Below are 20,649 nucleotides of genomic sequence, written 5' to 3'. Positions count from 1 at the left end.
TGTGCCGAAGATAGTTAGCTGGAAACGGCTTGTGAAAATAGGTAGTCGCCGACTTAACTGAAAGCTCTGAGATGAAAGTCTCAGGGCTTTTTTGTTGCATTTCGGGGCAAAAAATAGTATCATAAAAGGCAGAACCTTATACTTTCTACAGATTTTCCTGTTACACTGGATGCATAAAAGAAAAGGAGATTCTGTATGGACAAACTGACGAAAAAAGGGCTGGATGGTACCCAGCTCAAAACCATCGCACTGGTGCTGATGGTGCTGGACCACATTCATTATTTCTTCGAGTTCACCGGCTGCATCCCGACGGTGTTCAGTATGCTGGGGCGGCTCAGTGCGCCGCTGTTTCTGTTCTGCACGGTGGAGGGCTTTGCCCACACCCATGACCGCAAGCGGTATTTTATCCGCATCTGGGCTATCGGTACAGCCATGGCGGCGCTGGAATTCTTTATGATCTACGCCAAAGCCTTCCGGCGCGGGGATGGCTTCTATCCGCTGAACGCGATTTTTCAGGATCTTGCGCTGCTGTGCATCGTCTGGCAGGGCATCGACTGGCTGCGGGAGAAAAAGCTCGCAAAAGGCATTGCTGCCATTGCCGCCGTCTTGTGCTGGCCGTATGTGGTGATCGTGTTTCTGCTGCTCTTCCCGCAGGTGCAGGAGATGCCCATTGCCTCGTCTGTGGTGGCCTTTGTCATCACCAGCCCGCTGCCTATGTGGACGGCTATCACGGATGGCGGATGGAGCTTTCTGCTGGGCGGTGTGCTGCTGTATGCATTGCGTGGACGGCGCAAAATGCAGCTGACGGTATGGGCACTGGTGATTTTCCTGTGTGATTTTGCGCTGACCTTTGGGATGGCTTGCCGACAGGAGGGTTTTGTCTGGACGCAGATGTTCACCGACTACTACGAGTGGTTCGGGGTGCTGGCAGTGCTGCTGATGCTGCTGTACAACGGGCAGCGGGGCAAGGGCCACAAGCAGTTGTTCTACTGGTTCTACCCCGCCCATGTGTATCTGCTGTATGGGGCGTCCTGCCTTGTTTATAACGTATTGAGGTGATTTTGTGGCAAACATTCTGGCAGTGGATGACAATCTGGAGCTCTGCAAGCTGATCCGCACTACTTTGGAGCGGGACGGCCACCGGGTAGAAACGCGGCAGGCGGGCAGAGATCTGACCGAGGCGCTCTGCCGCTGGGCAGACTGCATCCTGCTGGACGTGATGATGCCCGGGGAGGACGGCTTTGCGGTCTGTCGGCGCATCCGCAGCCTGACTGAAGCCCCCATCCTGTTTCTGAGTGCCCGCACCGACGAGGCTGCTGTGTTGGAGGGGCTGGGCATCGGGGCAGACGACTTTTTGTCCAAGCCTTTCCGGGTGGCAGAGCTGCGGGCGCGGGTGGCGGCACATCTGCGGCGGCAGAGCCGTACCCCGGCGCACCGGATGGTGCGCAGCGGCGTAGCCTTTGACCTGACCGCCCGCAGCGCGGCGGTGGAAGGGAGAGAACTGCCCTTGACCCGCTCGGAGTATGCCATCTGCGAGTATCTGGCGCTGCACGCAGGGCAGACCTTTACCAAGGAGCAAATTTACGAAGCGGTTTTTGGTATTGACGGCACTGCGGACGACACCGCCGTGACCCAGCACATCAAAAATATCCGGGCAAAGCTGCGGGCGGCGGGCGTGCCGGAGCCGGAAAAGCTGCTCAATACCGTATGGGGCGTGGGGTACCGATGGAAAAGCGAAGACTGACCTCTCTGCGCAGCGTGCTGCTGCAATATCTTGTGCGCACGGCGCTGGCCTGCCTGCTGGTCGCGGTGGGGTGGCTGCTGGTGGTGCTGCTGTGGATCCAGAACAGCGGGCTGTTCCTGCCCGCCAATCAGGCCGCGCAGGCCTGTCAGAAGGCTGCACAGGATGTTTTGCCGGGCATGACTGCCGAAACCTTTGACGAGACCCAGCTGGACTCCCTGTGCCGGTACGCCCTGTTTGCCGCGCCGGACAGCAGCGAGGTGCTGGCCACTAACATGGATGCCGGACACTTGCAGCGGGCAATGGAGAACCGGCAGGGGAAAACCCACTGGCATTTTGGCTACACGCAGTATTATATGACGTCAAAATTGCAGGACGGAACGGTCTGCCTTCTGCAATTTGACTATGCCGTGCCCTACGCCGACCCTGCGCTGCGGGGCGTACTGCCGGATATGCAGACGGTGCACTGCATTCTGGGTATTCTGCTGCTGGTAGGCGCGGTGGTGTGGAGCACCCACAGGACCGGGCGCTTCCTGACCCGGGAGACTGAAAAGCTGACCGCCGCCGCGCAGGCGGTGGCACGGAAGGAGCTGGACAGCGCGGTATTTTCCGGCGCGAAGGTGCGGGAGTACGAGAGCACTTTACAGGCATTGCAGACCATGGGCGATGCACTGACCGGCAGCTTGCAGAAGCAGTGGGCGATGGAACAGCGGCAGCGGGAGCAGATCATTCAGCTGTCCCACAAGCTGAAAACGCCGCTGACCATCATCGAGGGCAACGCGGAACTGCTGGCAGAGGATGACGGCCTGACCGCAGAGCAGAAAGCGCAGGTAGAGTCTATTTTGCAGGGCGCAGAGCAAACCCGCACCTATCTTGGCAAGATCCGCGCCGAGGTGCAGACCCCGCTGCGCTATAAACGGAATGTAGAATGATGACGAAAAAAGACAGCACTGCTGCAAATAGCCCAACAGAAAAATGAGCCGGACTTCTCCCAAAAGGCGTTGTCCGGCTCGTTTTTTGCTGTGAGCGGAAGCGGGCGGGAAGCAGCTACAGTGGGAACGGTATATATAAAAGTGGACAGTCTGCGGTGTCCCATATCTTTTTGCCCCAAAATCTGTACGAAACGCGCAGAATAGTTGCTTTTCTCCGGCAGTTCTGATATACTGGACACGTTTTCCCATTTTGACCCCGCACTGGATTTCACACGGGAGCTCGATATTTTTTTGACAAGGAGGAACCGAGTGCTGCGGCTCTTGGCTGCGCACCCAATACAAACCACATTATGGAACAAATGTTGATCTGTCTGTCCCTTGCCCTGATCGCCGGTCTGCTCATGTCACGCGCTGCTAAGGCCGTGCGTCTGCCCGCCGTTACCGCTTATCTGCTTACCGGTCTGCTGCTGGGGCCCTTCTTTCTGGGGCGGCTGGGGCTGAGCCGTTTCGGCTTCGGTTTTGGCAGCCTTGCCGCCGTGGAGGGCTACGGCATCCTCACACAGGTGGCGCTGGGCTTTATCGCCTTCGTCATCGGCAACGAGTTCCGGCTCAGCGCCCTGAAGCACATGGGACGCCGCGCCGTGACCGTGGGCATTGCGCAGGCGGTGATCACCACCGCGCTGGTGGATATCGCCCTTGTTGCCCTGCACTTTGCCCGCCCGGACGCCATCTCGCTGGCTTCAGCCATCACGCTGGGCTCTATTGCCGCCGCTACCGCACCCGCCGCCACCCTGATGGTGGTCAAGCAGTATAAGGCAGACGGCCCGCTGACCAAGCTTCTGCTGATGGTGGTCGCTATTGACGACGCCGTGGGTCTGGTGCTGTTCTCGGCCTCCTACGGCGTGGCAAACGCGCTGGAGCAGGGGCGTATCGACCCTATGAGCGTGGTGCTGGAGCCGCTGCTGGAGATCGCGCTCTCGCTGGCGCTGGGCGCTGCCGCCGGTTACCTGCTGAACCTGCTGGAGGTCTACTTCCACTCCCGCTCCAAGCGCATGAGCCTGTCGGTGGCCTTTGTGCTGCTGACGGTGGGCTTGTCCATGACCGAGTTTGAGATCAATGGCACCCGCTGCGGTTTCTCGCTGCTGCTGGTGTGCATGATGACCGGCACCGTGTTCTGCAACGTCTGCCCCACCTCGGACGAGCTGATGGATCGTCTGGACCGCTGGGTGTCTCCCATCAACATCCTGTTCTTCGTGCTGTCCGGCGCAGAGCTGGATCTGACCATCCTCACCAACCCCATGGTGCTGCTCATCGGCGTGGTGTACATCGTGGCGCGCTCTGCCGGTAAGATCAGCGGCTCTTACCTGAGCTGCCGCGCCACCAGCTGCAGCTCCGCCATCCAGAAGTATCTGGGCATCACCCTGCTGCCGCAGGCAGGCGTGGCGCTGGGCATGGCTGCCACAGCCGCCGAGCTGTCGGACGGCCACATGGTGCGCAACGTGGTGCTGTTCTCGGTGCTGGTGTACGAGCTGGTAGGCCCCACCCTGACCAAGATCTCGCTGACCGCTGCCGGAGAGATCCGCCCCGAGGGACGCACCAGCGCCCGCGTGGAGAACCAGCCCGAAGCCCCTGTGGAGCTGAGCTGAGACGGTAAGGAAGAATTATTTGTAATTTTGAGGGTCAGGAAAGTCCGCGGACTTTCCTGACCCTCTTTTCACAGAAAAGGGTTCTCCCCCACCTTTACGTGCAAAAGGTTGCTTTTTGTCGAATTAACACGCAATCATTGACGAAAGGTGTTATTTTTTGTATACTAAGCTTATCAGCGCTGGCACAATTTTCCTATTGTGTCAGTGGTTGCTAAGTAAGAAGGAAATAGTGAAGGAGAATGACACATTATGAAAAGCACTGGCATCGTCCGCGGCATTGATTCGCTGGGACGGATCGTTCTGCCGAAGGAACTGCGCACCAGTATGCACCTCGACACCGACACCAAGCTGGAGATCTTTGTGGATGGGGACGCCATCGTCCTGAAAAAGCACCGCCCTGCCGGCAGCTGCGATTTTTGCGGCGAGGTGGACGAGCAGGCCATCCAGTTCGGCGGCTACTGCATCTGTACCGCCTGCCGCCGCAAGCTCAGCGCACTGTAACTCAGAAGGGAGGCCCTTTCCATGAGTCAGTTCATCGACTTTACCCTTCCCTCCACCGTGCCGGGGCGCACCCTGCACGGCTTTCGCTGCGTCCCGGAGGGACAGGTGCGGGCGGTGCTGCAGCTGTCCCACGGCATGGTGGAATACATTGACCGCTACCGCCCCTTGGCAGAATATCTGGCCGACCGGGGCATTCTGGTCACCGGGCACGACCATCTGGGACATGGTGCGTCCATCCGCACCAAAGAGGATTACGGCTATTTTGCTGAGCCGGACGGCAACCGCGCTGTGTTGGCCGACCTGCACGCTGTGACCGTGCTTACCAAGCAGCTTTACCCGGATCTGCCCTACTTTTTGCTGGGGCACAGCATGGGTTCCTTCTATGCCCGGCAGTACCTGTGCGAGTACGGCAGGGAGCTGGACGGCGCCATCATCATGGGCACCGGCTTCCAGCCCAAGGCGCTGGTCAAGACAGCCAAGACCCTTTGCCGGGTGCTGGCAGTCTTTCACGGTTGGCACTACCGCAGCAGCCTTGTGGCCAACCTTTCCTTTATGGGCTACAACAAGGGGCTGGAGGGCCGCACCACCCACGACTGGCTCAACCGCGATCAGGCCGAGGTGGACAAGTATCTGGCCGAGGAGCGCTGCACCTTTACCTTTACGCTGAATGCCTATTACAGTATGTTCAGCGGCATCCTGCGTCTGCACGACCCGGCTTTTCTGGCACGGATGCCCAAAGACCTGCCGCTGCTCTTCCTCTCCGGCGATGCCGACCCGGTGGGCGAGCAGGGCAAGGGCGTGCGCCGCGCCATCCAGAGCCTGAAGGACGCCGGTGTGCTGAACATTGAAAGCATCTTCTACCCCGGTGCCCGCCACGAGCTGCTGCTGGAGACCAACAAGCTGGAGGTTTTTGCAGATATCGCCGCATGGCTGGATAAACAGCTGGCAAAACAGTAAAAACGACCAACGGGCTGCTGCACAAAAACGTGCAGCAGCCCGTTTCTCTTTGGCGGCAGGGGCAGCAGGCACCGCGCAGCAGCAAAAAGAGAGAAGCTGACCCGATAGCGCCTGAGTGCACGCGTGCCAGCGTAAGCAAAACAAGGCGGATTCTCCAAAATGGTTGCATATCATCGCAAAAAGGCAACTGCCGTCTTGTTTATTTTGTGCACTTATGCTAAAATAACGGACGGATGGTTGATTTTTATAGAGTGGTATTACTTTTCTGATGCTGTAAAAATTCGGCTGAGCCGAAAAAAATAAGGACGCAACAAAAGGAGAACACGCCATGAAAAAACTTTTCGCCATGACGGCGGCTGTGCTGCTGCTTTTTTCAGTGCTGCTGGGCATCCCCGCCGCCTATGGGCAGGCACCGGAGACGGGCAAAACGCTGGATATCCTGTTCAGCCACGACACCCACTCCCACCTGAACACCTTTACCACCGTGGTGGAGGATGAGGAAACGGACATCGGCGGCTTTGCCCGCGCCAACACCCTCATCAAGGCGCAGCGCGCCAAAGACCCGGACACCCTTGTGATCGACGGCGGCGACTTTTCCATGGGCACCCTGATCCAGACGGTGTTTGAAACGCAGGCCGCAGAGCTGCGGATGCTGGGCTGCATGGGTTACGATGTGACCACCTTCGGCAACCACGAGTTCGACTACCGCTCCAAGGGGCTTGCCAATATGCTTACCAGTGCCCGCACCTCCGGCGATGCCGTCCCGGCCATCGTGGTCTGCAATGTGGACTGGGACGCTATGGAAAGCGCCGGTCTTACCGAGGGCCAGCAGCTGCTCAAGGACGCCTTTGCCGCCTACGGCGTGCAGGACTACACCGTGGTGCAGAAGGGCGATGTGCGCATTGCCGTGGTGGGCGTTTTCGGCAAGGATGCCCTCTCCTGCGCGCCCACCTGCGAGCTGAAATTCAAGGACCCGGTACAGGCGGTAAAGGCCACCGTGGCAGAGATCAAGGCGAACGAAAACGTGGATATGATCGTCTGCGTTTCCCACAGCGGCACTTGGGACGATCCCAAAAAGTCTGAGGACGAGCTGCTGGCTAAAGGTGTGCCTGAGCTCGACCTCATCCTGAGCGGCCACACCCACAGCCGCATCCGGGAACCCATCCGGCACGGGGACACCTATGTGGTCTCCTGCGGCGAATACGGCAAAAATTTGGGCAGCCTTACCATGGCACAAAAAGCGGACGGCCGCTGGCAGGTGACCGATTACCAGCTGATCCCCATCACCGCCGACATCCCCGCCGATGCACAAACGCAAGAGGTCATCGACCGCTTTATGGACACGGTGGACGAGGATTATCTGGCGCAGTTCGGCTACACCAAGGATCAGGTGCTGGCAGAAAACGATGTTGTTTTCTCCAACCTGAAGGATCTGGGCAAGGTGCACACCGAGCACAATCTGGGCGATATCATCGCGGACGCCTACGTGTACGCGGTGGAGAACGCCGCCGACTATGACGGCGTACCGGTGGATCTGGCAGTCGTGCCCAGCGGCACCGTGCGCGACACCTACGCCCGGGGCGATATCACGGTGGAGCAGGTGTTCAACTCCTTCTCGCTGGGCATCGGCGCGGACGGCGTGCCGGGCTATCCCCTCATCGAGGTTTATCTCACCGGCAAGGAACTGCGCACCGCCGCCGAGATCGACGCTTCCGTGTCGGACTTCATGACCACCGCGCGGCTGTATTGCAGCGGCCTGAACTTTACCTACAACCCCCACCGTCTGCTGCTGAACAAGGTGACGGACGTCTATCTGGTCAAGGACGGGCAGCGCGTGGAGCTGCAGGACGACAAGCTGTACCGCATCGTGGCCGACCTTTACAGCGGGCAGATGCTGAGCGCCGTGACGGATATGTCCTACGGCATTCTGTCCATCGTGCCGAAGTACGCCGACGGCACACCCATCGAAGATTTTGAGGATGTGATCCTGACCGAAAACGGCAAAGAGCTGAAGGGTTGGGACGCCATTGCGCGGTACATGGCGTCGTTTGAGGACACCGACGGCGACGGCATCGGCAACGTGCCGGACTATTACAGCACCCTGCACGACCGCAAAAAGGTGGAGGACAGCCGCAGCCTTTCCGCGCTGCTGAAAAAGCCCAACCGCTTTACCTTTATCCTCCTTGGCATCATTCTCACCGCCGTTGTACTGGTGGTATGCCTTGTGCTGTTGCTCCGCAAGCTGGTGCGCAAGCTCCGGCGCAGGAAAAAGGCGCGTTAAAATAGCACAATGCCGGACAGCTTGCGGGCTGCCCGGCATTGCGTTTTCACGGGAAAATTACCCCCTCAGCCTCACTACGCTCGGCAGATTCCCCTTTTTGTCACCTGCGGTGACAAAAGGGGGAGTGTGGCATCGCCGTAGGCGATGACGGAAGGGGTCTCTATAATAAAAAAATCCCGGCACCGTAAGGTGTCGGGATTTTTGGTATCAAATTTTAGCCCTCGATGAGCTCCACGGTGGCCATCTTGACCGGGGTGGTGGGCTTGTCGTTCCAGTCGGTGCGGACGGCAGCGATCTTATCCACAACGTCCATGCCGGCAACCACCTTGCCAAAGGCGGCGTACTGGCCGTCCAGATGAGGTGCATCCTGATGCATGATGAAGAACTGGCTGCCTGCGCTGTTGGGGTTCATGCTGCGGGCCATGCTGATCACACCGCGGGTGTGCTTGAGGGGGTTGTTCACGCCGTTAGCGGCAAACTCGCCCTTGATGTTCCAGCCCGGGCCGCCGGTGCCGGTGCCCAGCGGGCAGCCGCCCTGGATCATAAAGCCGGGGATGACACGGTGGAAGGTCAGGCCGTTGTAAAAGCCTTCCTTGACCAGCTTTTTGAAATTCTCACAGGTGATGGGGGCAACTTCCTCGTTCAGCTCGATGTCGATGATGCCGCCGTCTTCCATAGTAATGCGAACCATAACGCTACAATACTCCTTTTGTGTTGACCCCGCAGCGGGGGTGTTGGTGGGCAGAAATGCCTGCCCGGATATCCCTTATAGTATACCATAGGTTTTGCCCGTTGCAACGATGCAGATGCAACGTTTTTGTGAATTATCTGCCCCAATAGGCTGAAAATATGCGCCGCAACCGGAGTTTGCGCTCTGGTTGGTGGACGCAACCGGGCTTTTGTGCTAGAATCGTGCCACAAAAACCACAAGAGAAAGCTTCCAAAGGAGGAAACGAATATGAAAAGTGATTTTCTGACCAACCTTTTTTTCAGAGCGCTCCAGACGGTGAGCATCGCGACGATGATCGTGCAGCTGCTGCTGCCGGTGGCCATCGTGGCGGCACTCTACCTGCTCTGGCGCATTGCCCGCAATCTGGAAAAGCCGCCGAAGCTCACGGAGGAAGTCAAGATCGTGCGCAAGTCACTTTCCGAGATGCTCAAGGAGAACCGCACCCGCTGCAAGATGACGCAGGAGTTTGTGGCCGAGAGCATCGGTGTGAGCCGGCAGGCAGTGTCCAAGTGGGAGAATGGCACCTCGGAGCCGAACACCTCTAACCTGATGGCACTGGCAAGGCTGTACGGCATCCCGGCAGAGGATCTGCTCAAGGGCGTGGAAAGCGCACTGGAAGCGGAAGGAAAATGACCCTTTTTGGCGCCTGAACTCCCTCAGTCAAAACCTGACGGTTTTGCCAGCTCCCTCTGGGAGGGAGCCTTTGGCAGTACGTCAAAGTTTCCGGTTTTGCCAAAGGCCCCATCTCCGAGGGGGCTGTCGAGCGCAGCGAGACTGGGGGAGTTCGCATTGCGTGAGCAGACGGAAGGGGTTTCACAATTCCCCCTGCATCTCCACCATATCCGCCCAGAAGCGCTTGGGGCAATGGGTCATGCGGCCTTTTTCGTTGTGGCGCGCCTTGATTTCCAGCGTTTTGTAGAACTGCGTCCACAGCGCCTGAAACTGCTGCTCCCGCGCACTGGGCGGCGGCAGCTCCAAGGGCGCTGCCAGCTCCAGCAGCCGGGTGCTGTGCCCCTCGTGCAGCAGCACCGCCTGATGGACGGCATCGTAGATCATGAAATCCTCCTCCGGAAAGCGTCCGCAGAAGTGCGGGCGCAGCAGGGGGAGGATATAATTTTTGGGGTGGATGACCGCGCCCAGCATCCCATCGTGCTCCTCGAACCGCACAAAGCCCTGAAACTTGTCTACCTCCCAGTCCAGACTTTTTTTCATGGCGTAGAGGGGCGCGACCACCGGGTGTCCCTCCCGCTTGACCGTGCCCGGGCCCAGCGCAAAGGCCAGATGCAGAAAGCGGAGCAGAAGCAGTTCCTTGTCCTCCTGCCCGGAGAGAAAATTCCGGCTGACAAGGTACTCGGTCTCTGCGCCCAGCTTTTTGCCAAAGCTTGCGAACACCCGCCGGGCAACGGCGGGGTCGGTGGGGATGTCCTTGACCGGGTAGAGGGTGGCGGTCTCCCGCTGGGGCGTCCACACTGCAAAGGGAAGCTCGTGCTGCGCAAAGCTTTCGTACACGCAGCACAAAAAGCCCTCAAAGCTGCCGTCGTACAGGTAGACCACATCGGCATCGTGCAGCTTGCGCGCCCCCTTGGGGCTTACAGCGCCTTGGCAAGACATTGCACCGCCTCCTCCCTTACCATGCGGACAGCCGCCCGGGGCGGCACGCCCTGCCCGATGAGGTTGTCTACGGCGGGCGGGCTGAACAGGCTCAGCTGCTCGCAGCTGCCGCTGAATACGTTGGGGTCGATGAGCGCCCGGGTAATGCGCTCCCGCCCGGCGGTGCCGCGCCCCGGGTGCGCCCCGGAAAAGCCCCGGCAGGTGATAAAATACTGCGCCCGCTTGAGCACCACGCCCATGCGCTTGAGCTCGTCCAGACCCAGCGCCGCCTGCTTGCGGGCGCGCCAGATGCGCCGGGCGCTTTTTGGGCCGATGCCCGGCACCCGCAGCAGCATCTCGAAGGGAGCGCGGTTCACGTCCACCGGGAACAGCCCGTAGTGCTGCACCGCCCAGTTGCATTTGGGGTCCAGATAGGGGTTGAAGTTGGGGTTGTCCTTATCCAGAATCTCGTCCGCCTCGAACTGGTAGAACCGCAGCAGCCAGTCGGCCTGATACAGCCGGTGCTCCCGCAGAAGGGGCGGCTTGGTGTCCAGTGCGGGCAGGCGGGTGTCCTCGGCTACCGGGATGTAAGCGGAGTAGAACACCCGCTTCAGCCCGTATTTCTGGTACATCCCCTCGGTCAGCTTTAAAATATGGTAGTCCGTCTCCGGCGAAGCGCCTACGATCATCTGGGTGCTCTGCCCGGCGGGGGCGAATTTGGGCGCGTGGCGGTAAAGGGTAAGCTCCTCCCGGCTGGCAGCGCCGGACACCGCGATCTGCTTCATGGGGCGGAAGATGGAGTGCCGCCCCTTGTCCGGGGCCAGCAAGTTCAGGCTGCGCTCGCTGGGCAGCTCCACGTTCACGCTCAGACGGTCGGCCAGATACCCCAGCTGCTGCAAAAGCTCCGGGCTTGTGCCCGGAATAGCCTTGGCGTGGATGTAGCCCCCAAAGCGGTATTCACCCCGCAGCAGCCGCAGCACCGCCAGCATCCGCTCGGTGGTGTAGTCCGGGGTGCCCAGCACCGCGCTGGACAAAAACAGCCCCTCGATGTAGTTGCGACGGTAGAACTCCATGGTCAGCTCTGCCAGTTCCCGGGGCGCAAAGGTGGCGCGGGGGATATCGTTGGAGCGGCGGTTGACGCAGTAGCCGCAGTCGAAGGAGCAGCAGTTGGACATGAGCACCTTGAGCAGGCTGACGCAGCGGCCATCGGCGGTAAAGGCGTGGCAGCAGCCCGGGGCATAGCAGCTGCCTACCGTGCCCGGGCGCGCGGTGCGGGACGCCCCGCTGGAGGTGCAGGCAACGTCATATTTGGCGCTGTCCGCCAGAATGGTCAGCTTGTCCATCAGGGTCTGTTCCATGCAAAAAACACCTCCAAAGAGGATAAAACCGGGAAAAAGGGTCAAAAAATAAAGCCATACGCAAAACAGCAGATGGCTTTATGAAAAACAGGGGGACGTCTTTGACAAAAAGCAAACGCTTACCGGAACAAAAGCCTTCCCCCGTCCGGGGGAAGCCTTCAGCCACGAAAGCTTAAATCATCCGGCTTACCACTTGGCCTTGGTCTCCACCACGCGGCCTGCAATGTGCAGGTGGTTCAGGTCCTCGCCCTTGATGACCATCTCATGATAGGCGGGGTTGAAGGGCTGCAGCACCACGCAGTTGCCGCGCTGGATGTAGCGCTTCAAAGTGCCCTCGCCCTCGTCGCCGTAGATCAGCACGCCCAGGTCGCCGTTTTCCAGCGTGTCCTGCTTGTGCACCAGCGCAAGGTCGCCGTCCTGAATGCGGGGCTCCATGCTGTCGCCGCGCACCACCAGATAAAAATAGTTGGCGGGGTCCTTCACCCGGGCGTACTCCTGCCCGTAGTCCTCTTCAAAGGCCAGTGCGCCGTAGCCTGCCTTTACCGTGCCGATGACCGGGATCAGGCTCTCGGTGTAGCTGCCGAAAAAGCGCTCCTCGGGGGCAGAAACATTGCTGACCGGGCGGTACAGCCCCAGCAGATAGTCCGCCGTGGTGTTCAGCAGCTCCGCAATGCGGGCCACAGTGGAGGGGTCGGGGGAGGACTTGCCGCTTTCCCACTTGCCGACAGCCTGCTGGGTGACCCCCAGTCTGGCGGCAAGCTCCGCTTGGCTGACGCCCTGCTTTTTGCGGCACTCCTTCAATAGCTCTGAAAACGACATAATGATGCTCCTTTTCCCGATGGGTGGTTTATGTTGGTTTTATTATACAACAAAAAGGTGTTTCTGTAAAGAGAAAATCCAAAAAAACTTCGAATAAAGGTTGTGGTAAATGGGGCTGCTGTGCAGCTATCGTACAGAAAAAAGAAAAAATTTGCATAAGGGCTTGACAGAACAGCGTAAATCTGGTAAAGTAAATAGGCATTCGACACGGCGTAACGCGAGTGTCCACAAGGAGAGATGTCCGAGTGGTTTAAGGAAGCAGTCTTGAAAACTGCCGTACGGCAACGTACCGTGGGTTCGAATCCCACTCTCTCCGCCATTTTTTATTGAATAAGTGTAATGCACTTTGCTCTGGAGTAGTACTCAAGAGGCCGAAGAGGCGCCCCTGCTAAGGGCGTAGGTCGTCTAAACAACGGCGCGAGGGTTCAAATCCCTCCTACTCCGCCAAGAAAATCCCTCGTAGTTTCGTGAAAACTGCGGGGGATTTTCCTTTTTGTGACCCCTTCAGCCTCACTCCGTTCGGCAGCTCCCCCAAGGGGGCGCCTGAACTCCCTCAGTCAAAACCTATCGGTTTTGCCAGCTCCCTCTGGGAGGGAGCCTTTGGCATGACGGGAAGGGTTGCGGTTAAACCGCAAAGCTTGCGGGCACGCTCGCTCCCCCTCGGGGGAGCTGTCGCGCAGCGACTGAGGGGCTATAAATGGAGAAGCGAAAAAGCGTTAAAGCGATAGCGCCGACTGGCGCAGCGCTAGCTTTTTTGTGCTTCGACTTCTTCTTTAGGATTGTCAAGGGCGAGCAGCCCTTGGCCCGTTGTGGGGTGGGTGGAGTCCAGAGGTAGGGAGGGGGGAGTCGGAACACCCCTCCCTGCCTCTGGCCCAGCGGAGCGTCCCTGCGCGCTGACGGCAGGTAGAAAGTTACCATAGCAGCAACGCTGCAACTGCTGTTTTCCGTTACGACCCCTTCCCCCAAAATACAATGCCGGACAGCCCGCAGACTGTCCGGCATTGCGTTTTTTATCGGTAAAATTACAGCAGCAGGTTCGTAATACCTGCCAGCACCAGCAGGTGCACCGGGTAGAACCAGTAAAAGGCCTTCTTTTGCAGCGGACTGCACGCGCCGCGCTGCCCGTTGTAGAACCAGACCAGCACAAAGGCCAGCGGGGCGGTGAGCTCGAACATAAACAGCAGCGCGCCTGCAAGGCACTGCCGCTTGCGGTTTGCACGGGTGAGGTACAGCGCGCAGATGATGATCACGCCGATAGCGTTGTAGTCGGTATTGGCAGCCAGCGCCAGTGCGGCGCACCCGCCCGCCCACACAAGCCCCTGCCAGCCGGGCAGGCCGTTTTCCTTTTCAAAGCGCTTGAGCCCTGCCATAGCCAGCACGCCCAGCGCCAGAGTCCAGTAAACGTTCTGTGCACCCGGGTCAAAGGAGGTGCGGAAGAACGCAAGGTCAAAGGGTACCTCGCTCAGAAGGCCGAACAGCACCAGCCGCCCCAAATAGCCTTTGACGTTGTGGGTGTGCACAAAGCCCTCCACCAGCAAAAAGCAGAACAGGGGAAAGGCCAGCCGTCCGGTGAAGCGCAGCACCGTGTCCAGCCGGTACAGCGGGTAGGCAGAAAGGGTGTCCTGCGAGAGGGTGCCGGCGTCCAGCCCGGGCGTAAGGATACCTGCCTCGATGCAGGACGCGCCGATGTGGTCCACCAGCATGGTGATGCAGGCAATGGTTTTCAGAGCGGTGCCGCTGAAGGTGCGGTGCGGGGAAAGTGCGGTCATAAAAACACCTCGGTCAGTTTGTAAAAAATCGTTATAAAAACTATAACGGAAGAAAGGCGGCATTTCCTGCAAAAATCGCGGCAAAATCTGCACAGAGCGTGCAAAAATCGGGGCAAAAATGCTTGACAGAAAAGGCGCGGGATAGTACAATCAAGAAGATAATTGAACTGACTCAAACGAAAGATGAAAAAGATTCACAGAGAATCGGGCGTCTCCGAACCAGTAAAGACGGAAGGAGGCTTTGGGCATGACGCTTTTTTCCTACGAAATTTTTGATGCCGTGGCCCGGCAGGGCAGCTTTAACAAGGCGGCACAGCAGCTGCACCTGACCCCCTCGGCCATCAGTCACGCCATTGCCGTAATGGAGGAGGAGCTGGGTTTTGCTCTGTTCAACCGCGGCAAAAACGGCGTGTCCATGACCAGCTACGGCGCTTCCCTGTATCCCTCTATCCGCGATGTGCTGAACAGTGACGAGGCGCTGAAGCAGAGCATCGCCCGCCTGAACGGCTTGGAAAAGGGCAAGGTGAAGCTGGGCGTGTTCAACTCGGTGTGTGCATCGCTGCTGCCCGGGCTGCTGAAAAGCTTTGCAGCGCATTATCCGCAGATCGAGATCGAAGTATATCAGGGCACCTACGACGATGTCAAGGAATGGCTGCGCACCGGTCAGGTGGACATCGCCTTCCTGTCCTCCACCTGCCGGGAGGAGTTCAACCTCACCGAGCTGTTCCGGGAGCCGCTGCTGTGCATCGTGCCGCAGGACTGGCCGGAGCCGCAGGACGGCGTAATGACCCCGGCGCTGATGAACGGCCAGAGCTTTGTGGTGCAGTGCGACGCCACCGACGCCGAGATGCGCCAGTTCCTCAAGAAATACAAGATCGGCACCGAGCGCCGCTGCCATGTCATCGACGACCAGTCCAACATCGCCATGGTGGAAGCCGGGCTTGGCATCTCCATCATGCCGCAGATGCTGCTGCGGGACTGCAAGGCCGCCGTCAAGGTGTACCCCATCGAGCCGGAGGAGTACCGCGTGGTGGGCTTGGCCGTGCAGCGCCCGACCTCTATGGCTCCCGCCGTGGAGCAGATGTTCCACCACATCGTGGAGTACTGCCACGAGCTGGATCTTTCGCTGTAAATAATTATAATGTCGGAAAACCGGAGCGTTTGCAAACGCTCCGGTTTTCCGTTTTTATAGGAACTTGTTCTCCGACAGCGTCCTCGCCCTCTCCGTCACGGCTTACGCCGTGCCACCTCTCCCAAAGGGAGAGGCCTTGGCATGGCGGCAAAGTTGCCGGTTAAATTGCGAAGTATACGGTTTCGCCAGAGGCTCTCCCTTTGAGGAAAGACTTCCCCCGCTCCGGGGGAAGATGTCACCGCAGGTGACAAAAGGGGGAATCTGGCGCGTTAGCGCCTGAGAGGGCGAGGATGCTAACCGCAGCGCCGCGCTTTCGCAGAAAGCGGCGCTGCAAATGCCGTTTTCCGTTACGACCCCTCCCGTGAAAATGGGTTTCAGAAAAGTCCGCAGACTTTCCTGAAACCCGAAATTTAAAATATTCTTTCCGCTGAATATGCCCAGAGTGCAACGACGACGACCGCCGCCAGCGGCGGAAACAGGGAGGAGTTGTTGGGGCAGCGGCCAGCAAGACGCGAGTGCCGCCCAAGGCACGATGCGGATGCTGGGTGCCGCAACCCGATAGCGGCGCGCATTCCAAATCGTCCCGTCTGCCGCCGCAAGTAAAAATTGCATCCGGCGGCAAAAAGGATTATACTATAAAAAATGTCTGCGGTGCACAGGCCGCAGGGGCAGAGGAGATGAAGCATGAAACGACGGGACTTTTGTAAGGGTCTTGCGGTGACCCTTGCGGCGGGGGCACTGGCTCCCGGAGCGGCGCTGCCGCAGGCCGGGGCGGCTACGGCGCTGGTCGGCCGCGCCGTGCCGGACGACTACTATACCCTGTGGTACCGCAGCGACCGCTGTAGCGCTGACCTGCGGCACGATTACTATTACAGCGACAGCCTGTTCGACCACGCCGCCACAGAGTACGACGATAAGCTGGCACTGGCCACCTTGGGCATGGCTGCGGCTGCGGACAGCTCGTGGGAGAGCGACCAGCGCTATTGGATGACGGGCGAGGTCGGCCGTGCCGCCCATATCCGGGATGCCTTTGCAAAGCTGGGCTTTGCCGAGGTGCAGCTGTTCAACTATACCCACAGCCTGAACGATGCCCCGGACACGGCGGCCTGTGCCGTTGCCCGCAAAACACTGGTGCGCGGCGGCAGACAGGTGACCATCATCGGGGCGTTCGTGCGCGGCTCCGGTTATGGAGCCGAGTGGTCCGGCAACCTTCATGCAGGCTCCGGCAGCGCCCACACGGGTTTTGTAGCAGCGGCGCGGCAGCTGACTGAAAAAATACGCGGATATGTTCAGGCATCGGCCAAGCGCCAGCCGCTGGGTACCCTGAAGCTCTGGATGGGCGGCTACAGCCGTGCCGGCGGCGTAACGAATTTAGTGGCGGCGCGTCTGCCCGCCGTGCTGCCGCAGCTGGAAAAGAAAAACACCTTCATCTATACCTTTGCCGCCCCGGCTGCGCTGGCGGCGGCAGACTGCCCCGAGCTGCAGCAGGACTTTGACAACAACCATACGGCAAGCGGCAGTCTGAAAAAGAACTGGGGCACCAGCAACATCTTCAACATCATCTCCAGCGGAGATGTGGTCCCCCGGGTGCTGCCCGCAGAGTGGGGCTTCTACCGCAACGGCAACGACCGTTTTCTGCCCGCTACAGTTGTCCCGGAGGAACTGCAGGCGCTGAACGACCGCAGCGCAGGGATGGAGGGCGCACCGCTGGATTTCGGGCGGCTGGCCGTCACCGAGGAGACCGATGCCGTGCTGCAGTCCATGATGACCCTGTTCGGCAGCCGTCAGACCTATCATGAGGACTACGAGGATGCCATGCGCTGTATACTGCAATGCGTGACCACCCGCTCGGAAGCAGAGGTGACCCGGGGCGTCATTCTGGACGATGCTGCCGTGGTGGCGCAGCTGCGCAGCATGGAGCCCATGCAGCAGTTCCCGCAGGAAAAGGTGGAGCGCTGTGTGCAGGCGGCCTCTGCCCTGAGCCGCCCGCTGCTGGAAAAGCTGGGCAATGCAGTGCCGCTGCAGGCACAGCAGATCGTGATCCCCATGCTGGCAGTCGGGCTGTGCTTTGAATTGGATCCGGAGACGCTGCAGCTGGTGTCAGACTTTGTATTGTCCACCATCACGGTAAAGGGGCAGCTGAGCGGCATCCTGAAAACAGTGCTGTGTCACTTTTTGGAAACCTACATTACCCTGCTGGAATACTATGACCCTGCCGACCACGGCATGGAGCCCTATACCCGGCAGGAAGAGCTATAAGCAAAAGGCCGCTGCGCAGACATCGCGCAGCGGCCTTGGCTTTTTACAGATAAGATCAGAACTTGAACAGGTTCAGCCCGGTAACGGGGTCGTACTGGCGGTCTACTGTGCCGTCCAGAACATCCACCACCATCTCACAGGTGGCGCTGACCACCGCCCGGTTCAGATGTCCGCCGAACACCTCGCCCTTGTCGTTGCCGGCACTCATGTGCAGGTGGGTGTAGAATGCGCCGTTCATGGTGTTGATGGTGCCGGTCAGGGACACGATCTCAAAACTGCCGCTGAAGGTGTTGGCGTAGTATTTCTTCTCCGCTACATTGTATACGCCCACCGTAAAGCTGTTGGTGGCGCCCAGCGCCTGCACGGCGGCAAGGCGGATGTTTTCCTTCAGGGCAAGTTCTTTGACCTGTTCAAGGATCTCCTCGTCCTTGTCGATGCGTACAATGATCTTATTGCCAAAACGTTTGTATTCCATGGAAAAGCGTCTCCTTTATGTGGTTTTTTGTGCGCTGCCCTTTGCCGGGAGCGCGTGCGGATTTATTGATCTTCTGAACCCGATCCCTCCAAATTTCAATTTGTTGAACTAAATCGAGTATACCACACCCGCCAAGGAAAGAACACCCCGATAGCGTAAAATTTGCAGATGGAAACTTGTCGGGGCGGGGACTTGGCAAACCCGGCGTGATTGCGCTATAATAGAGCCGTAACAGTTCCACAAAGGTGTGGTAAGGGAGGTGCGGTCATGATCCGGGTGGCAGTCGTAGAGGATGACGCGGAGGTGCAGGGGGTATTGCGGGAGTACATCCGGCGGTATACCCGGCAGTATGGGACAGAATTTGAGGTATCGGTCTTTGCGGACGGGGTGGATATTCTGGACAATTACCGCGCCGTCTACGATATTATTTTTCTGGATGTGGAGATGAAGCATCTGGACGGCATGACCACGGCAGAGCGCATCCGGCAGATGGATGCAGACGTCATCCTGATCTTCATTACCAATATGGCGCAGTATGCCATCCGGGGCTACTCGGTGGGAGCGCTGGACTATGTGCTGAAGCCGGTGCCGTATTTTGCATTTTCCGAGCAGCTGAAAAAGGCCGAGAAAAATTTGGCCCGCCGCGCCAGCCACTATCTCATGGTCCCGGTGGAGAGCGGCCTGCGGCGGCTGGACAGCTCCCGGCTGTATTATCTGGAAAGCGAAGGCCACCGGGTGCATTACTACACCGAGGACGGCGATTTTTCGGCACCGGGCACCCTCAAGGCAGTGGAGGAAAAGTTGGCGGGCCGCCCCTTTGCCCGCTGCAACAGCGGCTATCTGGTAAATCTGGCGCAGGTGCAGGCGGTGCAGCAGAACACGGTGCAGGTGGGACCCTATGAGCTGCAGATCAGCCGCCCCAAGCGCAAGGCCTTTCTTGCCGCACTGACCGACTACATCGGAGGTGAGGGCTCATGACCATGCTGCCGAACATCCCCCGCCTGTACACGGCGCTGGCAGAGGTGTTGGCGGTGCTGCTCTACGCCCGCCACCTGCCGCGGCGGTTCCACCGGCAGACAGCGGTCACGGTGGTGTGGGCACTGGTGCTGGGAATCTTTTTGCACAAGACCGGCTATGTGCCGCTGGCGTGGTGGGTGCCCTGTATGCTCTGCGCGGTGCTGCTGCTCTACGGGTACCTGTGGGGCAGCCGGGCGGTCAACTGGCTGGAGGCACTGTACATCACCGCCCGGGCGTTTCTGCTGGCAGAGTTTGCTGCCAGCGCAGAATGGCAGCTGCACTGCTGGCTGTTCCCGCACCGGAGCGGCTTTGACCCGCTGGCGCTGGCGCTGCTGGCGGCGGTCTACGGCGTGGTCTACGGCCTGATGTTCTGGCTGGAGCGCAGCCGTCCGCTGCCCGAAAAGCATCTGGACATCAGCAACAAGGCTGCGCTGGCGGCATTTGTCATGGCAGGCACGGTGTTCGTGGTCAGCAACCTTCTGTTTCTGGGGGAGAGCCCGGCGACCATGAACGTGTTCTGCATCCGCACGCTGGTGGATTTCTGCGGGGTGCTGATCCTGACGCTGCAGCACGAGCAACTGCGGGAGAGCGCACTGCATCAGGAGCTTTCTGCCATGGACAATGTGCTGCACCGGCAGTACGAACAGTACAAGCGCAGCAAGGAGGGCATCGAGCTCATCAACAGCCGCTACCATGAATTGAAGGTCCAGATCGCTGATATCCGTGCCCAGCGGGACCGCGCCAAGCAGGACGCGGCGCTGGCAAAGATGGAGAACAGCATTCTGCAGTATGAGGCGGAGAACAAGACCGGAAACCCGGTGCTGGACATCCTACTCACCGCCAAGAGCATGGAATGTCAGGAAAAGCAGATCCGCATGACCAGCGTGGCAGACGGGCATCTGCTGGACCATCTGTCCACCCGGGAGATCTGCACGCTGGTGGGCACCGCGCTGGACAACGCCATTGAAAGCTGTGCCGCCGAGCAGGACCCGGAAAAGCGGCTGATCCGCACGGCGGTGTATGCCCAGAACGGCTTTGTGCTGTTCCGGGTGGAGAACTACTGCAAAAAGCCGGTGGAGCTGGGTGCAGACGGTCTGCCGCTGCGCAGTGCCCACGGCGGTTACGACCTGCGCAGCCTGCGGGCGGCTGCGCAGCAGCACAGCGGCAGCATGACCGTGCACTGGGAGGACGGCTGGTTCACCCTGCGGGTGCTTCTGCCGCAGGCGGGGATTCAACAGACCGAGGGCGGGGAGTGATCCCCGCCCTTTTTGCGATATGCACAAAATCAGGGGCAGTGGAATTGTGAATAAGCACAATAAAAAATGAAACCAATTTGAAACTTTTTTCAAATTATGCATCCCAAACGACAGATTGTGCAAAAGATGATAACGATGCGCAAATATCCGTTATAATGGGTCACAGTTGGGTACGGCCCAAAAAAT

Annotated in this window: 18 protein-coding genes and 2 tRNA genes; 14 read left to right on the top strand and 6 right to left on the bottom strand. The window is 59.2% G+C overall.

Features of this window, described 5'->3' with window-relative positions:
• The first annotated feature begins 195 nt into the window (after positions 1-195).
• From C4N24_RS08010 to C4N24_RS07980, 7 genes are all read left to right on the top strand, one after another.
• Positions 196-1,059, top strand: a complete 864-nt coding sequence (locus C4N24_RS08010) for a TraX family protein (protein ID WP_112090989.1) — start codon at positions 196-198, stop codon at positions 1,057-1,059.
• 4 nt (positions 1,060-1,063) lie between these two features.
• The gene (locus tag C4N24_RS08005) at positions 1,064-1,744 is read left to right on the top strand and encodes a response regulator transcription factor (RefSeq protein ID WP_112090988.1); all 681 of its coding nucleotides are present in this window, start codon (positions 1,064-1,066) and stop codon (positions 1,742-1,744) included.
• Positions 1,726-2,673, top strand: a complete 948-nt coding sequence (locus C4N24_RS08000; RefSeq protein ID WP_112090987.1) for a histidine kinase dimerization/phospho-acceptor domain-containing protein — start codon at positions 1,726-1,728, stop codon at positions 2,671-2,673. Before C4N24_RS08005 ends, C4N24_RS08000 begins: the two co-directional genes overlap by 19 nt.
• Positions 2,674-3,023: 350 nt before the next feature.
• Positions 3,024-4,319, top strand: coding sequence for a cation:proton antiporter (locus tag C4N24_RS07995; RefSeq protein ID WP_112090986.1), 1,296 nt, complete (start codon positions 3,024-3,026; stop codon positions 4,317-4,319).
• A gap of 249 nt (positions 4,320-4,568) precedes the next feature.
• Positions 4,569-4,820 carry an AbrB/MazE/SpoVT family DNA-binding domain-containing protein gene (locus C4N24_RS07990; RefSeq protein WP_112090985.1) on the top strand — a complete coding sequence of 84 codons (252 nt, stop codon included), beginning with the start codon at positions 4,569-4,571 and terminating at the stop codon, positions 4,818-4,820.
• Between the two features lie 21 nt (positions 4,821-4,841).
• A complete protein-coding gene (locus tag C4N24_RS07985) occupies positions 4,842-5,777 on the top strand; it encodes an alpha/beta fold hydrolase (protein ID WP_112090984.1) in 936 nt (311 codons plus the stop codon).
• A gap of 328 nt (positions 5,778-6,105) precedes the next feature.
• Positions 6,106-8,058, top strand: a complete 1,953-nt coding sequence (locus C4N24_RS07980) for a bifunctional metallophosphatase/5'-nucleotidase (protein ID WP_112090983.1) — start codon at positions 6,106-6,108, stop codon at positions 8,056-8,058.
• 214 nt (positions 8,059-8,272) lie between these two features.
• Here the strand turns inward: C4N24_RS07980 and C4N24_RS07975 are convergent, their stop codons facing one another.
• The gene (locus C4N24_RS07975; protein WP_005921677.1) at positions 8,273-8,749 is read right to left on the bottom strand and encodes a peptidylprolyl isomerase; all 477 of its coding nucleotides are present in this window, start codon (positions 8,747-8,749) and stop codon (positions 8,273-8,275) included.
• Positions 8,750-9,016: 267 nt separating this feature from the next.
• On the opposite strand from C4N24_RS07975, the gene C4N24_RS07970 reads away from it, so the two are divergent.
• A complete protein-coding gene (locus tag C4N24_RS07970) occupies positions 9,017-9,421 on the top strand; it encodes a helix-turn-helix domain-containing protein (RefSeq protein WP_112090982.1) in 405 nt (134 codons plus the stop codon).
• A 180-nt stretch (positions 9,422-9,601) separates the two neighbouring features.
• Here the strand turns inward: C4N24_RS07970 and C4N24_RS07965 are convergent, their stop codons facing one another.
• The 3 genes from C4N24_RS07965 to C4N24_RS07955 form a co-directional block, all read right to left on the bottom strand.
• Positions 9,602-10,399 carry a TIGR03915 family putative DNA repair protein gene (locus C4N24_RS07965; protein ID WP_112090981.1) on the bottom strand — a complete coding sequence of 266 codons (798 nt, stop codon included), beginning with the start codon at positions 10,397-10,399 and terminating at the stop codon, positions 9,602-9,604.
• Positions 10,378-11,736, bottom strand: a complete 1,359-nt coding sequence (locus C4N24_RS07960) for a putative DNA modification/repair radical SAM protein (protein ID WP_112090980.1) — start codon at positions 11,734-11,736, stop codon at positions 10,378-10,380. Before C4N24_RS07960 ends, C4N24_RS07965 begins: the two co-directional genes overlap by 22 nt.
• A gap of 186 nt (positions 11,737-11,922) precedes the next feature.
• Entirely contained in the window at positions 11,923-12,555 is a 633-nt protein-coding gene (locus C4N24_RS07955; protein ID WP_112090979.1) for a LexA family protein, read from the bottom strand.
• Between the two features lie 231 nt (positions 12,556-12,786).
• On the opposite strand from C4N24_RS07955, the gene C4N24_RS07950 reads away from it, so the two are divergent.
• Together C4N24_RS07950 and C4N24_RS07945 are read left to right on the top strand one after the other, a co-directional pair.
• A tRNA-Ser gene (locus tag C4N24_RS07950) sits at positions 12,787-12,874 on the top strand.
• Positions 12,875-12,908: 34 nt separating this feature from the next.
• Positions 12,909-13,002 (top strand) — tRNA-Ser (locus C4N24_RS07945).
• A gap of 575 nt (positions 13,003-13,577) precedes the next feature.
• Here C4N24_RS07945 and C4N24_RS07935 read toward each other — a convergent pair.
• A complete protein-coding gene (locus tag C4N24_RS07935) occupies positions 13,578-14,324 on the bottom strand; it encodes a TraX family protein (protein ID WP_112090978.1) in 747 nt (248 codons plus the stop codon).
• A 247-nt stretch (positions 14,325-14,571) separates the two neighbouring features.
• Between C4N24_RS07935 and C4N24_RS07930 the strand changes: the two genes are divergently transcribed.
• Positions 14,572-15,456 (top strand): LysR family transcriptional regulator, encoded by an 885-nt coding sequence (locus C4N24_RS07930; RefSeq protein ID WP_112090977.1) that lies wholly within the window; start codon positions 14,572-14,574, stop codon positions 15,454-15,456.
• A 684-nt stretch (positions 15,457-16,140) separates the two neighbouring features.
• Positions 16,141-17,715: a lipase family protein gene (locus tag C4N24_RS07920; protein ID WP_112090975.1), complete on the top strand. Its 1,575-nt coding sequence runs from the start codon at positions 16,141-16,143 to the stop codon at positions 17,713-17,715.
• A 55-nt stretch (positions 17,716-17,770) separates the two neighbouring features.
• Here the strand turns inward: C4N24_RS07920 and C4N24_RS07915 are convergent, their stop codons facing one another.
• Positions 17,771-18,190, bottom strand: coding sequence for a PPC domain-containing DNA-binding protein (locus C4N24_RS07915; RefSeq protein ID WP_112090974.1), 420 nt, complete (start codon positions 18,188-18,190; stop codon positions 17,771-17,773).
• Positions 18,191-18,457: 267 nt separating this feature from the next.
• Here C4N24_RS07915 and C4N24_RS07910 point away from each other — a divergent pair, with 267 nt between their 5' ends.
• Together C4N24_RS07910 and C4N24_RS07905 are read left to right on the top strand one after the other, a co-directional pair.
• Positions 18,458-19,168 (top strand): LytR/AlgR family response regulator transcription factor, encoded by a 711-nt coding sequence (locus C4N24_RS07910; RefSeq protein ID WP_112090973.1) that lies wholly within the window; start codon positions 18,458-18,460, stop codon positions 19,166-19,168.
• On the top strand, positions 19,165-20,463 hold the full coding sequence (locus tag C4N24_RS07905) for an ATP-binding protein (RefSeq protein WP_112090972.1): 1,299 nt from the start codon (positions 19,165-19,167) through the stop codon (positions 20,461-20,463). Before C4N24_RS07910 ends, C4N24_RS07905 begins: the two co-directional genes overlap by 4 nt.
• The last annotated feature ends 186 nt before the right edge of the window (positions 20,464-20,649 follow it).

The sequence above is a fragment of the Faecalibacterium prausnitzii genome, assembly GCF_003287405.1.
GTDB classification, from domain to species: Bacteria; Bacillota; Clostridia; order Oscillospirales; family Ruminococcaceae; genus Faecalibacterium; species Faecalibacterium intestinale.
This window is presented reverse-complemented; position numbering and strand designations above follow the sequence as displayed.

What these genes read in the sequence shown, in the direction of transcription:
- C4N24_RS07915 (WP_112090974.1), bottom strand. Translation starts at nt 18,190, where the DNA reads ATGGAATACAAACGTTTTGGCAATAAGATCATTGTACGCATCGACAAG.
- C4N24_RS07905 (WP_112090972.1), top strand. Translation starts at nt 19,165, where the DNA reads ATGACCATGCTGCCGAACATCCCCCGCCTGTACACGGCGCTGGCAGAG.
- C4N24_RS07990 (WP_112090985.1), top strand. Translation starts at nt 4,569, where the DNA reads ATGAAAAGCACTGGCATCGTCCGCGGCATTGATTCGCTGGGACGGATC.
- C4N24_RS07970 (WP_112090982.1), top strand. Translation starts at nt 9,017, where the DNA reads ATGAAAAGTGATTTTCTGACCAACCTTTTTTTCAGAGCGCTCCAGACG.
- C4N24_RS08000 (WP_112090987.1), top strand. Translation starts at nt 1,726, where the DNA reads ATGGAAAAGCGAAGACTGACCTCTCTGCGCAGCGTGCTGCTGCAATAT.
- C4N24_RS07920 (WP_112090975.1), top strand. Translation starts at nt 16,141, where the DNA reads ATGAAACGACGGGACTTTTGTAAGGGTCTTGCGGTGACCCTTGCGGCG.
- C4N24_RS07975 (WP_005921677.1), bottom strand. Translation starts at nt 8,749, where the DNA reads ATGGTTCGCATTACTATGGAAGACGGCGGCATCATCGACATCGAGCTG.
- C4N24_RS07965 (WP_112090981.1), bottom strand. Translation starts at nt 10,399, where the DNA reads ATGTCTTGCCAAGGCGCTGTAAGCCCCAAGGGGGCGCGCAAGCTGCAC.
- C4N24_RS07985 (WP_112090984.1), top strand. Translation starts at nt 4,842, where the DNA reads ATGAGTCAGTTCATCGACTTTACCCTTCCCTCCACCGTGCCGGGGCGC.
- C4N24_RS07955 (WP_112090979.1), bottom strand. Translation starts at nt 12,555, where the DNA reads ATGTCGTTTTCAGAGCTATTGAAGGAGTGCCGCAAAAAGCAGGGCGTC.
- C4N24_RS07930 (WP_112090977.1), top strand. Translation starts at nt 14,572, where the DNA reads ATGACGCTTTTTTCCTACGAAATTTTTGATGCCGTGGCCCGGCAGGGC.
- C4N24_RS07995 (WP_112090986.1), top strand. Translation starts at nt 3,024, where the DNA reads ATGGAACAAATGTTGATCTGTCTGTCCCTTGCCCTGATCGCCGGTCTG.
- C4N24_RS07960 (WP_112090980.1), bottom strand. Translation starts at nt 11,736, where the DNA reads ATGGAACAGACCCTGATGGACAAGCTGACCATTCTGGCGGACAGCGCC.
- C4N24_RS07910 (WP_112090973.1), top strand. Translation starts at nt 18,458, where the DNA reads ATGATCCGGGTGGCAGTCGTAGAGGATGACGCGGAGGTGCAGGGGGTA.
- C4N24_RS08010 (WP_112090989.1), top strand. Translation starts at nt 196, where the DNA reads ATGGACAAACTGACGAAAAAAGGGCTGGATGGTACCCAGCTCAAAACC.
- C4N24_RS07980 (WP_112090983.1), top strand. Translation starts at nt 6,106, where the DNA reads ATGAAAAAACTTTTCGCCATGACGGCGGCTGTGCTGCTGCTTTTTTCA.
- C4N24_RS07935 (WP_112090978.1), bottom strand. Translation starts at nt 14,324, where the DNA reads ATGACCGCACTTTCCCCGCACCGCACCTTCAGCGGCACCGCTCTGAAA.